The sequence below is a fragment of the Nocardia wallacei genome, from assembly GCF_029869545.1.
GTDB classification, from domain to species: Bacteria; Actinomycetota; Actinomycetes; order Mycobacteriales; family Mycobacteriaceae; genus Nocardia; species Nocardia wallacei_A.
On the sequence record NZ_JARWQD010000023.1, the window covers coordinates 14,409 to 28,260 of the forward strand.

Below are 13,852 nucleotides of genomic sequence, written 5' to 3' on the forward strand. Positions count from 1 at the left end.
TTGTCCGGCAGTTGGTAGACATGGACCTCGATAGTGTGTGGCTCCTCACAAGGGCGCTCTGTACGCTGTATGAACATGTTCTAGCTCCAGACCTCGGATCGAGTTGAAAAGGGCAGTTCAAAAACTACAAATCCTGCCCCCGAGTGTGAATGAACGTGTTCTAATCTTCGGGACGGTGGATCCGTCATGGATCGTCGTCGCGGGCGGTATGTGCAAGGCATGGCTAGGAGGAATCGCGGAATGAACCAGGTTCTTGCCGTGCCGATGCAAGCGGTCGGCGGGTTCTTCGAACTCACCGCCGGTGTGGCGCGAGCCCTGGTACGGCCCCCCTTTCAGCGGCGCGAGTTCATCGACCAGTCCTGGTTCGTGGCCCGGGTCTCCATCGCCCCGACCCTGCTGGTCGCCATTCCGTTCACCGTGCTGGTGTGCTTCACGCTCAACATCCTGCTGCGGGAGATCGGTGCCGCCGACCTGTCCGGTGCGGCCGCGGCGTTCGGCTCGGTCACCCAGGTCGGGCCGATCGTCACGGTGTTGATCGTGGCCGGTGCCGGTGCCACCGCGATCTGCGCGGACCTGGGCGCCCGCACCATTCGCGAGGAGATCGACGCCATGCGGGTGCTGGGCATCGACCCCATTCACCGGCTGGTGGTGCCGCGCGTGCTCGCCTCGATGTTCGTGGCGGCGCTGCTCAACGGCCTGGTGTGCACGATCGGCATCCTCGGCGGATTCGTGTTCTCGGTGTTTCTGCAGGGCGTGAATCCCGGGGCGTTCGTCAACGGGATCACGCTGCTGACGCATTTGCCCGAATTGGTCATCTCCGAGGTGAAGGCGACACTGTTCGGCCTGATCGCGGGTTTGATGGCGTGCTATCTCGGGCTGAATGTCCGCGGCGGGCCCAAGAGCGTCGGCGATGCGGTCAATCAGACGGTGGTGTTCTCCTTCATGGCTCTGTTCGTGGTGAACGTTGTGGTCACCGCCGTCGGCGTCAAATTCTCGGTGCGGTGACGGTATGGCCTTTGTGATCGAATCCCGCTTCCCGCGTACTGTGCGACGAGTGCGCAGGATGTCCGACTCGCTGGATAGCGTCGGAAGACATGCGGTGTTCTACGCGCAGTCGCTGGCCTCCGTGCCGCGGGCGCTGACGCACTACCGCACCGAGACGATCCGGCTCATCGCGGAGATCAGCATGGGTACCGGCGCGCTGGCGGTGATCGGCGGCACGGTCGTGATCGTCGGATTCATGACCCTGTTCACCGGCGGCACCATCGCGGTGCAGGGCTACAGCTCGCTGGGCAATATCGGCGTCGAGGCGCTGACCGGATTCTTCGCGGCCTTCATCAACGTGCGCATCGCGGCGCCGGTGATCTCGGGCATCGGCCTGGCCGCCACCATCGGCGCCGGCGCCACCGCGCAACTGGGCGCGATGCGCGTCGCCGAGGAGATCGACGCCCTGGAGTCGATGGCCATCCGGCCGGTGCCGTTCCTGATCGGCACCCGGGTGCTGGCGGGCATGATCGCGATCGTGCCGCTGTACGCGCTGGCCGTGATCGCCTCGTTCATTGCCAGCCGGTTCGCGACGGTCGTGATCTACGGGCAGTCGGCCGGTGTGTACGACCACTACTTCTCCACATTCCTGATACCCAGCGACATCCTGTGGTCTTTCGTCCAGGCGATCGTCATGGCCATGGCGGTCATGCTGATTCACACCTATTACGGCTACCACGCCACGGGCGGCCCGGTCGGTGTCGGAATCGCGGTCGGAAGTGCGGTGCGCGCCTCGCTGGTCGCGGTCGTGACGGTGACCCTGCTGGTGTCGCTGGCGATCTACGGCACCACCGGCAATTTCCATCTCTCCGGGTAGGCGGTATGGCGGCAAACAAACTGGTCGAAAAGGACGGCGCCGGAAAGATATTCGGCGCCGGGTGGGGCGTCAAACTGGCCGGGCTGGCAATGGTGCTGAGCATGGCGGCGATCGTCGCCGTCGCATTGACGATGTTCGCCGGTGGATTCACCGATACCCGGGCGATCTACGTCGAGGCGCCGCGCGCGGGATTGGTACTGGATCCGGACGCGAAGGTCAAGATCCGCGGTGTGGAAATCGGCCGGGTCTCGTCGATTTCGTATACGGGCAACAGTGCCCGCCTGCAGCTGGCGGTGGATCCGGAGCAGCTGCGGCTGGTACCGGCCAATGTCGTCGCCGATATCCGCTCCACCACCGTATTCGGCGCGAAGTATGTGAATTTCGAGGTGCCGCCGCAGCCGTCGAAGGACCATCTGCGCCCGGGCGCGACCCTGGCCGCGCAGGCCGTCACGGTCGAGTTCAATACGCTGTTCCAGCATTTGACCGATGTGCTGGCCAAGGTGCAGCCGGAGAAGCTGAACGCGACGCTGACCGCGCTGGGAACGGCGCTCGAGGGCCGCGGCGACAAACTCGGGCAGCTGCTGGCCGACAGCGATCAGTTCCTGAAGGACATCAATCCCAGCCTCCCGGACCTGCAACGCGATCTGCGGTCCTCGGTGGGCGTGACGAATCTGTACGCGGATACCGTGCCGGATCTGTTGCGCACCACCGACAATGTGCAGACGACCGGTGCCACCCTCGTCGACGAGGAGCACAATTTCGACGCGATGCTGGTGAATCTCATCGGCCTGGCCGATACGACGACGCCCATTCTGCGCGACAACGAGCAGTCGCTGATCACGGCGCTGGATCTGTTGCGGCCCACCACCGATCTGCTCTACGAGTACCGGTCCGGGCTGAATTGTGTCATCGAGGGCATCGGCACCAACCTCGATCTCGCGAACCACATTTTCGGCGGGACCGGTGCCGGAGTGCTGCTGAATGCGGGCTTCATGCCCGGCGGCGAGCCGTACAAATACCCGAAGGATCTGCCGAAGGTGAATGCCACCGGCGGCCCGCACTGCGAGAACATCATGGACCGCAAGCCGGGCAGCCATTCGGACTTCCTGGTCACCGATACCTCCGAGGGCACCGTGTACACCCCTGAACTGCAGTCGCATCTCAACGGTCCGAGGGTCTTTCAGCTGATGTTCGCCGGAATGCCGGGGGTGCCCAACCCGTGAGGTACAAACCGCATGCCGCCACCGTGAAGCTGACCATCTTCACGCTGGTCATGGTGCTCGTACTCGCCCTGCTCGGCGTGGTCTTCAGCCAGATGCGATTCTCCCGCGAGACCGGCTACCACGCGATATTCACAAATTCGTCGGGCATGCTGCCCGGTTCGAAGGTGCGTATCGCGGGTGTCCCGGTCGGATCGGTGAAGCGGGTGTACGTCGGCAAGGACCATCTCGCGCACGTCGATTTCGATGTCGACACCAAATACAAGCTCTACGCGAGCACACAGGCCACGATCCGGTACGAGAATCTCGTCGGGGATCGGTACATGGAGCTGCTGGAGGGCCCGGGTAACGCCCAGGCATTGTCGAAGAACGCCACCATCGGCACCGACAAGACCAAACCGGCCCTCGATCTGGACCTGCTGCTCGGCGGGTTCAAGCCGCTGCTGCGGGGGCTCGACCCCGCCCAGGTGAACGACCTGACCAGTGCGCTGCTGCAGGTGTTCCAGGGCCAGGGCGGCGCGCTGGTATCGCTGCTGAACAGCTCCGGCTCGTTCACCAAGACGCTCGCGGACCGGGACGCGCTGATCGGCGGCGTGATCGAGAACCTGAAGACGGTGCTGGCCACCATCGACGACCGCGGCAAGGAATTCGATACGACCCTGACCGAACTGGAGCGGCTGGTGAGCGGGCTGGCGGCGGACAAGGATCCGATCGGCGAGGCCCTGCCGCACCTGGCCGGTGCGACCGGCGACCTGACCGATCTGCTGCAGCAGGCGCGTCCCGATCTGAAGCAGACCTTCGGCCAGCTGGGGCAGCTGTCGCAGAATCTCGACGCCAAATCCGGTGACCTGCAATGGATCTTCGACCAGCTGCCGGAGACCTATCGCAAGCTGGTCCGGATCGGGTCCTACGGATCGTTCCTGAACATGTACGTCTGCGGCGTGACCATGCTCGCCGACGGTCCCGACGGTAAGCCGATGGAAGTGCACCTGCCGGGTAATCAGTCGACCGGAAGGTGTGCCCCCGAGTGAACGGAAACCGGTTACTGAACGCGGGCATCGTCGGCGTCGTCCTGGCGGCCACGATCTCGTTGTCCGCGTTGCAATTCGACCGCCTGCCCTTCATCCGCGGCGGCGCCGAATTCAGTGCCTACTTCGCCGATGCCGGTGGGCTGGTGCCCGGCGACCAGGTCCAGGTGGCCGGGGTGCGCACCGGACAGGTCGAGGACGTCCATCTCGACGGCACCAAGGTGAAGGTGCGCTTCAGCCTCGACGAGTCGATCGTGCTGGGCGACAAGACGACCGCGGCGATCAAGACCAATACCGTGCTGGGCCGCAAATCGCTCGAGGTCGATCCGCAGGGCAGTGGTGCCATCCGCCGCGACGACCCGATTCCCTTGGAGCGCACCAGGTCTCCGTACTCGCTCAACGACGCGCTCGGCGATCTCGCGTCGACGGTGCACGGGCTGGACCTCGACCAGGTCAACAAGACCCTGGACACCCTGTCGGAGACCTTCGCCGACACCCCGGCGCCGCTGCGGTCGGCCCTCGACGGCGTCACCGCGCTCTCGCGCAGCCTGAACGCCCGCGACGAGGCGCTCACCAAGCTGCTCGGGCACGCCCAGAACGTCACCAAGGTGCTGGCCGACCGCTCCGACCAGATCAACGCGCTGCTGCTGAACGGCAACGACCTGCTCGGTGAGCTGGACGCCCGGCGCGCCGCGCTGAGCCAGCTGATCGTGTACGTGAACGGGCTGGCGCAGCAGCTGACCGGATTCGTCGACGACAACGAGGCACAGCTCAAACCCGCACTGGAGAAACTGAATTCGGTGCTCGGCCTGCTGCAACGCAACAAGGACAAGCTGGGCCAGGCGCTCACCGATCTCGGCCCGTACGCGGCGGCGCTCGGCGAGCAGGTCGGCAGCGGGCCGTACTTCCAGTCCTATCTGTCCAACCTCACCAGCCCGACGATGCGGCCGCTGGTCGACGCCCTGGTGTGGCCGGAGCGCCTGCCGCAGTCGTTCCAGGAGTACCTGAACGCTCCGCTGACGACCAACCCCGCCCAACAGGAGCCGCCGAAATGACTCCACTGCGCAAGATCGCCACGGTGCCGCGCTGGATGCGGTACGTCGCCGCGGCGCTGGTCGTCGCCCTCGCCGGGTGGATCGTCTACGGCGCCGTCACCAATATCGGCAAGACCCACATCACCGCGTACTTCCCCTCCACCAACGGGCTCTACGCCGGTGACGACGTGCGGGTGCTCGGGGTGAAGGTCGGCAAGATCAACTCGATCGAGCCCGGCCGGGACCGGGTCAAGGTGACCATGACTGTCGATCGCGGCGTCGACATTCCCGCCGACGCGAAGGCGGTCTCGGTCTCGCCCTCGCTGGTGTCGGCGCGGTTCGTGCAGCTGGCTCCCGTCTACAACGGTGGGGCCAAGATGCGCGACAACGGCGAGATCCCGATCGAGCACACCGCCGTGCCGGTGGAATGGGACGACATCAAGACCGAACTGACCAAGCTGTCGGAGGCCCTGGGGCCCGTGGGAGAGGACGAGCAGGGATCGTTCGGGCGCGCGATCGGCACCGCGGCCGACAATCTCGGCAACGGCAACGCCCAGGCGCTGCGCGATACGCTGCGGGATCTGTCCAGCACCCTGAACACCCTCTCCGACGGGCGCACCGACCTGTTCGGCACGATTCGCAACCTGCAGCAGTTCGTCGACGTGCTGTCGCGGAGCAACGACCAGATCGTGCAGTTCGGGGGACGGCTGGCCTCCGTCTCGTCGGTGTTGTCGGGCGTCTCGTCGGATCTCGGTGCGGGACTGGACAATCTGGATACCGCGATAGCCGACGTCAAGCGGTTCCTCGACGAGCGCGGGGGCGCGCTCACCGAGGGGGTGCAGCGCCTGCAGGACGTCACGCAGCTGCTGGCCGACAAGCGTCCCGAACTCGAGCGCGTGCTGCATTCGGGCCCGACCGGGCTGGTGAACTTCTACCAGATCTACAAACCCGCCCAGGGGTCGCTGACCGGCAACGTGACCGGCACCAACTTCTCCAACCCGGTCGCCTTCCTGTGCGGTGCGATCGAGGGCATCGGGGCCAACGACTCCGACAAGTCCGGGGAACTGTGCCGACAGTATCTGGCGCCGGTGCTGAACTCCCTGGTGATGAATTACCCACCGCTGATTGCGAATCCGGCCTCGCTGCAGACCGCGTTCCCGCAGCAGCTCGAATACAGCACGCCGGATCTCGCGGAGCGGGTGCCCACCGCACCGCCGGTCGCGGTACCGAGTGGCATTGCGGGGCTGGCAGTTCCGGGAGGCGGGCGATGAGGCGCAACAGGATACGAGCGGCCGGGATGGCGATCGGCCTCGCGCTGACGCTGGGGCTGACGGGCTGTCAGTGGGACGGCCTGAACACGCTGCCCATGCCCGGCGCGGCCGGGACCGGCGAGGGCTCCTGGCAGGTGCGCATCCAGATGCCGAATGTCACCACGCTGGCCCGTAATTCGCCGGTCAAGGTCGACGACGTGACCGTCGGGACCGTCACCGGGATCGAGGTGGAGAACTGGCACGCGCTGGTCACGGTCAGCCTCGACAAGGGCGTCAAGCTGCCCGCCAACGCGATCGCGCGCATCGGGCAGACCAGCCTGCTCGGCAGTAATCATGTCGAGCTGGCGGCTCCCGAAGGCGTTGCGGCGCAGGGGGAATTGCGGCCCGGCGATGTCATTCCGCTCGATCGCGCGGGTGCCTACCCGACCACCGAACAGACCCTGTCGTCGCTGTCGGTCGTGCTCAACGGCGGCGGAATCTCGCAGCTCGAGACCATCACGCACGAACTCAACGCGACCTTCACCGGACGGCAGGACGCGATCCGCGACCTGCTGCCGCAGCTGGATCAGCTGACGACGACGCTGGACCGGCAGACCGGCGACATCATCGGCGCCATGGAGGGACTCGACCGGTTCGCCGGTCAGCTCTCCCAGCAGAAGGACCAGCTGGCCGGGGCCATCGAGAAGATCCATCCCGCGCTGACCGTGCTCGCCGACCGCCGCGAGAACATCACCAAAACCCTTACCGCACTGGGTGATTTGAGCGCGGTGGTGCAGCGGGTGATCGATCAGGGCGGCGAGAACCTGAAGGCCGAGCTGGCCGACCTCTGGCCCACCCTCGAGTCGCTGGCCTCCACCGGAGACCGGCTCGCGGATTCGCTGCAGATGCTGCTGACCTTCCCGTTCCCGATCAAGGGCATCAACAAGGCGGTCAAGGGCGACTACATGAATCTGTTCGTCACCTACGACATCACCAGCAAGCGGCTCGATTCGAACTTCCTCACCGGCACCCCGCTCGGCGGCAGATTCGGTGGCGTGCAGGCGATGTACGGCGTGGAGGGCGCGCTCGGCACCATCGCCGGGACGGCCGGGGAGAAGGGCGATCCCGTGCAGGGGCCGCTGCAGCCGCCACCGGCCCAGCCGACCATTCCCGGGCTGCCGCCGATTCCGGGCCTGCCCGCCATTCCCGGGCTGACGGTTCCCGGTGCGCCGCAAGGAGGTCCGGGGCAGTGAAGCTCACCAAGTTCGTCCGGACACAGCTGATCATCTTCTCGGTGCTGACGGTGATCGGCCTGGTGGTGATGTCCGCCAGCTACGTCCACCTGCCCGCGATGTTCGGCATCGGGCGCTACGAGGTGACCGTGAAACTCGCGGCCACCGGCGGGCTGTATCCCACCGCCAACGTCTCCTATCGGGGGACGAATATCGGCAAGGTGGAAGAGGTTCGGCTCACCGCGGACGGTGTCGACGCGAAGATGTCGATCAACAGCGACTACAAGGTGCCCTCCGATGTGGACGCCTGGGTGCGCAGCGTGTCCGCGATCGGGGAACAGTACGTCGATCTGGTGCCCGCCCAGAGTCCGCACGGCGGCAATCTGTCCGACGGATCGGTGATTCCGGTGCAGCGCACCAAGCTTCCGCAGGATGTCGGCGCCATGCTCGATCAGGCCGACCGGCTGCTGAACAGCATCTCCGACACCAAGCTGCGCGAGGTCATCGACGACGCGTTCACGGCGTTCAACGGCGCCGGACCGGATCTGCAGAAGTTCATCGACTCCGCGTCGCTGCTGGTGCAGGAGGCGAAGGCGAATACCGGTGCGACCAAGGACCTGCTGGCCGAGCTCGGCCCGCTGCTGGACACCCAGAACGAATCCGATGCCGCCATCCGGTCGTGGACCAGGGACCTGGCCACCGTGACCGATCAACTGCGCGAACACGATCCGGCGCTGCGCGGGCTGATCGAGAAGACGCCCGCGGCGGCTCAGAAGGTGAGTTCGACCTTCCAGGACCTGAAACCCACACTGCCCCTGCTGCTGTCGAATCTGGTCAGCGTCGGGCAGGTCGGGGTCACGTATCACGCAGGGCTGGAACAGATCCTGGTCGTGCTGCCGCCGATGATCTCGGCGCTGTTCACCGCCGCGAAGACCGGGCCCACCAAGTACGGGGCCATGGTGGACTTCATGCTCGGGCTCAACGATCCGCCCGGCTGCATCACCGGCTTCCTGCCGCCGGATCAGCGGCGGTCCACCAACGACTTCTCCATTCCGGACACCCCGGACCTGTACTGCAAGGTCCCACAGGACGCGAAGGAAGCGGTGCGAGGCATCCGCAACTACCCGTGCGCCGAGGTGCCGGGCAAGCGGGCCCCGACGCCGGAGCTGTGCCGCGATCCGCGCGGCTACGTGCCGCAGGGGAACAACCCGCCCTTCGGCGACCCGAACTCCTTCGCCGGCTCGGGCGAGCCCCCGGCCCCACCGGCCACCGAGACTCATCCGGCATCGGTGACCAGGCCGCTGGACCCCGGTAGTGGCACCTTCCTCGGACCCGACGGGCGCACCTACCGACAGGGCGACGTGGGTGGTGACGGATCCGGAACGGTACCGTCGAGCTGGCAGTCGATGCTCGAGGAGCAGCAGAAATGAGCGAAAACAACGGAACCGCCGGTCGGACCCGCCGACGCGTGGTGCGGTCGGCGGGCCCCCCGGTAAAGGAAGCCACCTCGGAGGCGCCGACAGTGACGGCTGCTGTCTCCACTGGGGCGACGACGAAGACATCGACGGATGGCTCCGGCTCCGCACCCCCGCCTTCCCGGCACGCTCTTGGCCGGGACCCGGGTTCCGGCCAAAAGCATGCCGGAAATTCGGACAGCGATGCGCAAGCAGGCAGCGTGGCCGAACCTTCCAAAGCGACTGCTGCGCAAGCGGACCCCGATGCCCCTGCGTCCGGTGCGCCCGCGGATTCCGATGGTCCGGCGGCCGGTGCGTCAGCGGATTCCGGCGGTCCGGCGGCCGGTGGGCAAGCTGATTCCGATGGATCCGCGGTTGGTGGGCGAGCTGATTCCGATGGACCGGCGGCTGGTGGGCGAGCTGATTCCGATGGATCCGTGGCTGGTGGGCAAGTCGATTCCGATGGATCCGCGGCTGGTGGGCAAGTCGATTCCGATTCCCCCGCGTCGAAGACGCGGGGGAAACTGGGCTGGCTCGGGTGGGCTGCGGTCGTGGTTGCCGTGCTGTCGGTGTCGGTGTTGGTCGGGGCCGGTCAATTCTTCCTGTATCACCAGAACCAGGTGGAGGCTCAGGACACGCGGCGCGCCGACTACGCCCAGACCGCCAAGCAGGCGGTGCTCAACCTCACCAACATCAAGGGCGATACCGCGCCGCAGGACATCGACCGGGTCCTGGCGGTGGCCTCGGGCCAGCTGAAGGCCGAATACTCCGAGCGCAAGGACGCGTACGCGCAGGTCGTGCAGCAGGCCCAGGTGAAGGCCAGCGGGGAGATCATCGAGACCGCGGTCGAAAGCGACGACGACCACTCCGCGCGGGTGCTGGTCGCCGCCAAACAGACGCTGACCAACGCCGCCTCCCCGGACCCGCAGCAGCGGTACTACCGCTTCCGGGTCACCGTCACCCGCGGCGACGACGGCAACCTCACCGCCTCGCAAGTGGAGTTCGTGGCATGAAAAACACCCTGCGCACCATCCTGATCGCTTGTGCGGCAGTGCTTTTGGTCGCCGCCGCCGTCGTCGGCGGGCTGACCGGTTTCACGGTCTGGTCCGACAACCAGGTCGAGAACGCCCGCGCCGATTCCGTCGCCGCGGCGCGCCGCACCGTGCAGGCCATGTTCACCTACGACTTCCACACCGTCGACACCGAACTGCCCAAGGTGGGCGACAGCCTCACGCCGACCTTCCGCAAGGATTACCTGAAGCTGGTCAACGACGTGATCGCCAAGGGCGCCAAGGAGAAGGAGCTCAGCGTCCAGGCCAACACCCAGGCCGCCGGTGTGGTCTCCGCCGACCGCTCGCACGCGGTCGTGCTGATCTACCTGAACCAGGTCACCACGAGTAAGGATGCGCCGCAGGGCAATGTCACGCCCAGCCGCGTCCGCGTCTCGCTGGACAAGGAGGACGGCCACTGGCTGGTGGGGCAGGTAAACCCGATCTGATCGCTTCGCTCCAGATCGGGTATTGGGGGCGACGCCGGATCGGGCCTACCCGCGGCCGGGGTCTACGTCGTCGTCGCTGAGTAGGGCGCTGCCTGCCACCTGGTCCTGGGCCAGGGCCTCCAGGAATGCGCGGGCCCAGCGGTCCACGTCGTGGGTGAGCACCTGTCGGCGCAGGGCGCGCATGCGGCGGCGCCGGGTGTCGGAATCGTCGTCGAGGGCGGCCATGATGGCGTCCTTGACGCTGTCGAGATCGTGCGGATTGCACAGGTAGGACTGGCGCAATTCCGCTGCGGCGCCGGTGAATTCGCTGAGTACCAGGGCGCCGTTGAGGCCGCTGTGGCAGGCCACGTACTCCTTGGCCACCAGGTTCATGCCGTCGCGCAGCGGCGTCACCAGCATGGCGTCGGCGGCGACGAAGAACGCGATCAGCTCCTCGCGCGGGATCGGCCGGTGGATGTAGTGCACGACCGGGAAGCCGACCCGGGAGAATTCGCCGTTGATGCGACCGACCTGGCGCTCTATATCGCCGCGCATCTGGATGTAGCTCTCCACCCGTTCGCGACTGGGCGTCGCCAGCTGGACCATCGCCGTATCGGACGGATCGATGCGCCGCTCCTGCAGCAGCTCCTCCAGCGCCTCCAGGCGGATGTCGATGCCCTTGGTGTAGTCGAGCCGGTCCACGCCGAGCAGGATGTGCTTGGGGTTGCCGAGCTCGCTGCGGATCTGCGCGGCCCGCTCGCGCACCGACTTGCGTCGCGAATGCTCGTCGAGTTCGGCCGAGGCGATCGAGATGGGGAAGGCACCCACCCGCACGGTGCGGAAACCCACCTGCACCACACCCATTTTCGAGCGCACGCCGATGGTGCCGCGCGAAGTCGGCTGTCCGGCAAGCCTTCTCGCCAGATACAGGAAGTTCTGCGCGCCGCCGGGCAGATGGAAGCCGATCAGGTCGGCGCCCAGCAGGCCCTCCACGATCTCCGTGCGCCACGGCAGCTGCATGAACAGCTCGACCGGCGGGAACGGGATGTGCAGGAAGAAGCCGATGGTCAGGTCGGGCCGCAGCATGCGCAGCATCTTCGGCACCAGCTGCAGCTGATAGTCCTGCACCCAGACGGTGGCGCCCTCGGCGGCCACCTTCGCGGTGTACTCGGCGAAGCGCCGATTGACATCGACGTAGGCGCTCCACCAGCGGCGCTGATATTCCGGACGCACGATCACGTCGTGGTAGAGCGGCCACAGCGTGCCGTTGGAGAAGCCCTCGTAGTAGTCGGCGACCTCGGTGGCCGTCAGCGGCACCGGATGCAGCTCCAGGCCGTCCTCGATGATCGGATCGACATCGACGTCGGGGACTCCCGCCCAGCCCACCCAGGCGCCGTTGTTGTTGCGAAGCACCGGCTCCAGTGCCGTCACCAGCCCGCCGGGGCTGCGTTTCCAGCGCGTGGAGCCGTCGGGCAAGCGCTCCAGATCCACCGGTAGCCGATTGGCGACGACAACGAAGCCGGAGCCGGCGTCGCCACTCAGGTAGCTCGATGGGGTGGAGTCGGCATCCGGTAGAGCGCGCTTCGATAGATCGGTCTGGGAATCGCTCTTCTGGTCCACTGCTGGATCCTCCGGTTGCTCGAGCCCGTGAAGTTGTGTCTGGAAGATCGGTGGCTACTCGGTCCGAGCGCTGGGCCCGATCCCGAGCATCGACAGCAGCATGCGGCATTCGTCCGCGTCGGAGGCGTAGGCGGCCACCACGCGCTGGGCCTGTCGTGCGGTTTCGTCGGCGAGCGGCTCCAGATCGTCGTCCGCGATGTCGTTGGCGCCCTTCGCGGCCATCTTCGTATCCTCTCGGCTCGGGGTCGTAACTCGTTGTGAGGAGTCAATGGTATCGGTCGGGGGAATCGGCGCAGTTCGCTCGGGCCCCGATCCGCGACACCGAAACGTTGTCCTCCCCGTTACCTATACCGTGGGGAGAAAGCAAACGTCATGGAAAGAAGGGTCTCAGCACTATGCCGTTGGCCACGGTGAACGGAATCTCACTGAACTACCAGGTGAAGGGGGACAAGGCCAAGGGCACCGACACCAAGGGCGCCGCGCCGCTGGTCGTGCTGATCATGGGCACGGGCAGCCCGGGCCGGGTGTGGGAGCTGCATCAGGTCCCCGCGCTGCTGGCCGCCGGATATCGGGTCTGCACCTTCGACAATCGCGGCATCGCCCCGTCCTACGAGGCCGCGCAGGGCATGCACATCGACGACCTGGTGCGCGACACCGCGGCGCTGATCGAATTCCTCGACGAGGGCCCGGTGCTGCTGGCCGGCACCTCGATGGGCGCGCGGGTGGCGCAGGAGCTGTCGCTGGCCCGCCCCGACCTGGTGCGCAAGGCGGTATTCATGGCCGGGCACGGGCGGCTCGACCAGTTCCAGAAGACGCTGTCGCTGGGCGAGCACGAGCTGGACGCCAGCGGTGTGCAGCTGCCGCCGAAGTACGAGGCCGCGACCACCGCGGTGATGAACCTCTCGCCCGCCACCCTGGCCGATCCGAACGCCGCGCGCGATTGGCTGGATCTGTTCGAATTCACCGGCGGGCCGGTCACGCCCGGCATCCGCGCGCAGCGGCGCATGGACCACGACTTCGACCGCCTGCATGCCTACCGGGGCATCAAGGTGCCCTGCCTGGCCATGGGGTTCGCCGACGACCGGATGATTCCGGCGTATCTCACCCGCGAGGTCGCCGACGTGATTCCCGGCGCGCGCTACCAGGAGATCCCCGATGCCGGGCACTACGGTTACCTGGAGCGGCCCGAGGCGGTCAACAAGGTTCTGCTCGACTTCTTCGGGGGCTCGAGGTAACTGCCCACCCGTAACGTCGGCCTTGCTAGGGTCGACACAACGCACGGGGGATTTCCGGTCCCGCCGTGTTCCCCGTACACAGCGCACGTATCCAGTGAGGTGAAATGAGCACCAACCCGTTCGACGACGAGGACGGCCGCTTCTTCGTTCTGGTGAACGACGAGGAGCAGCACTCCCTGTGGCCTGCCTTCGCGGAGGTTCCGGCCGGCTGGCGAGTGGTGTTCGGCGAGGACAGCCGCGCTGCCTGCGTCGAATACGTCGAGAAGAACTGGACCGACATGCGGCCCAAGAGCCTGCGCGACGCCATGGCCGCCGACGACGCGGCCCGCCAGGCCGCCCAGTCCTGACCCGCGCTACCCGATACTGCGCGGTAACGGCCGGACCGGCGACTGCGTGATGCCCATTCGGTGTCACGCAGCCGCTACGGTCGCGTCCGTCGAC

14 protein-coding genes are annotated in these 13,852 nt (G+C 66.6%); 12 read left to right on the forward strand and 2 right to left on the reverse strand.

The annotated features are described in order from the left end of the window. The first annotated feature begins 240 nt into the window (after positions 1-240). The 10 genes from QH290_RS00970 (at position 241) to QH290_RS01015 (ending at position 10,577) form a co-directional block, all read left to right on the forward strand. Positions 241-1,005 carry an MlaE family ABC transporter permease gene (locus tag QH290_RS00970; protein WP_068026568.1) on the forward strand — a complete coding sequence of 255 codons (765 nt, stop codon included), beginning with the start codon at positions 241-243 and terminating at the stop codon, positions 1,003-1,005. A 4-nt stretch (positions 1,006-1,009) separates the two neighbouring features. Further along, the gene (locus tag QH290_RS00975) at positions 1,010-1,861 is read left to right on the forward strand and encodes an MlaE family ABC transporter permease (RefSeq protein WP_280266451.1); all 852 of its coding nucleotides are present in this window, start codon (positions 1,010-1,012) and stop codon (positions 1,859-1,861) included. 5 nt (positions 1,862-1,866) lie between these two features. Next, positions 1,867-3,084, forward strand: a complete 1,218-nt coding sequence (locus QH290_RS00980; protein ID WP_425301749.1) for an MCE family protein — start codon at positions 1,867-1,869, stop codon at positions 3,082-3,084. Continuing rightward, positions 3,081-4,112: an MCE family protein gene (locus QH290_RS00985; protein WP_280266452.1), complete on the forward strand. Its 1,032-nt coding sequence runs from the start codon at positions 3,081-3,083 to the stop codon at positions 4,110-4,112. The genes QH290_RS00980 and QH290_RS00985 overlap by 4 nt, the downstream gene beginning before the upstream one ends. Continuing rightward, complete coding sequence (locus QH290_RS00990) at positions 4,109-5,164, forward strand: MCE family protein (protein WP_280266453.1); 1,056 nt, start codon at positions 4,109-4,111, stop codon at positions 5,162-5,164. The genes QH290_RS00985 and QH290_RS00990 overlap by 4 nt, the downstream gene beginning before the upstream one ends. Then, the gene (locus QH290_RS00995) at positions 5,161-6,414 is read left to right on the forward strand and encodes an MCE family protein (protein ID WP_280381705.1); all 1,254 of its coding nucleotides are present in this window, start codon (positions 5,161-5,163) and stop codon (positions 6,412-6,414) included. The genes QH290_RS00990 and QH290_RS00995 overlap by 4 nt, the downstream gene beginning before the upstream one ends. Then, entirely contained in the window at positions 6,411-7,646 is a 1,236-nt protein-coding gene (locus QH290_RS01000) for an MCE family protein (RefSeq protein WP_280381706.1), read from the forward strand. Before QH290_RS00995 ends, QH290_RS01000 begins: the two co-directional genes overlap by 4 nt. Next, a complete protein-coding gene (locus QH290_RS01005; RefSeq protein ID WP_280266456.1) occupies positions 7,643-9,055 on the forward strand; it encodes an MCE family protein in 1,413 nt (470 codons plus the stop codon). Before QH290_RS01000 ends, QH290_RS01005 begins: the two co-directional genes overlap by 4 nt. A 575-nt stretch (positions 9,056-9,630) precedes the next feature. Beyond that, positions 9,631-10,092, forward strand: a complete 462-nt coding sequence (locus QH290_RS01010) for a hypothetical protein (RefSeq protein ID WP_280381707.1) — start codon at positions 9,631-9,633, stop codon at positions 10,090-10,092. Continuing rightward, on the forward strand, positions 10,089-10,577 hold the full coding sequence (locus QH290_RS01015; RefSeq protein ID WP_280266458.1) for a h domain protein: 489 nt from the start codon (positions 10,089-10,091) through the stop codon (positions 10,575-10,577). The genes QH290_RS01010 and QH290_RS01015 overlap by 4 nt, the downstream gene beginning before the upstream one ends. 45 nt (positions 10,578-10,622) lie before the next feature. On the opposite strand, the gene QH290_RS01020 is transcribed toward QH290_RS01015, so the two are convergent. After that, positions 10,623-12,098 (reverse strand): alpha,alpha-trehalose-phosphate synthase (UDP-forming), encoded by a 1,476-nt coding sequence (locus QH290_RS01020; protein ID WP_280266466.1) that lies wholly within the window; start codon positions 12,096-12,098, stop codon positions 10,623-10,625. A gap of 132 nt (positions 12,099-12,230) precedes the next feature. Further along, complete coding sequence (locus QH290_RS01025) at positions 12,231-12,398, reverse strand: hypothetical protein (RefSeq protein ID WP_280266459.1); 168 nt, start codon at positions 12,396-12,398, stop codon at positions 12,231-12,233. A 173-nt stretch (positions 12,399-12,571) separates the two neighbouring features. Here QH290_RS01025 and QH290_RS01030 point away from each other — a divergent pair, with 173 nt between their 5' ends. Further along, complete coding sequence (locus tag QH290_RS01030) at positions 12,572-13,411, forward strand: alpha/beta fold hydrolase (protein ID WP_280381708.1); 840 nt, start codon at positions 12,572-12,574, stop codon at positions 13,409-13,411. Positions 13,412-13,515: 104 nt separating this feature from the next. Beyond that, on the forward strand, positions 13,516-13,758 hold the full coding sequence (locus tag QH290_RS01035) for an MbtH family protein (protein ID WP_019931522.1): 243 nt from the start codon (positions 13,516-13,518) through the stop codon (positions 13,756-13,758). Positions 13,759-13,852 lie beyond the last annotated feature (94 nt).

Coding starts and splice junctions, on each gene's coding strand:
- QH290_RS00970 (WP_068026568.1), top strand. CDS start 241: ATGAACCAGGTTCTTGCCGTGCCGATGCAAGCGGTCGGCGGGTTCTTC.
- QH290_RS00975 (WP_280266451.1), top strand. CDS start 1,010: ATGGCCTTTGTGATCGAATCCCGCTTCCCGCGTACTGTGCGACGAGTG.
- QH290_RS00980 (WP_425301749.1), top strand. CDS start 1,867: ATGGCGGCAAACAAACTGGTCGAAAAGGACGGCGCCGGAAAGATATTC.
- QH290_RS00995 (WP_280381705.1), top strand. CDS start 5,161: ATGACTCCACTGCGCAAGATCGCCACGGTGCCGCGCTGGATGCGGTAC.
- QH290_RS01000 (WP_280381706.1), top strand. CDS start 6,411: ATGAGGCGCAACAGGATACGAGCGGCCGGGATGGCGATCGGCCTCGCG.
- QH290_RS01015 (WP_280266458.1), top strand. CDS start 10,089: ATGAAAAACACCCTGCGCACCATCCTGATCGCTTGTGCGGCAGTGCTT.
- QH290_RS01025 (WP_280266459.1), bottom strand. CDS start 12,398: ATGGCCGCGAAGGGCGCCAACGACATCGCGGACGACGATCTGGAGCCG.
- QH290_RS01030 (WP_280381708.1), top strand. CDS start 12,572: ATGCCGTTGGCCACGGTGAACGGAATCTCACTGAACTACCAGGTGAAG.
- QH290_RS01035 (WP_019931522.1), top strand. CDS start 13,516: ATGAGCACCAACCCGTTCGACGACGAGGACGGCCGCTTCTTCGTTCTG.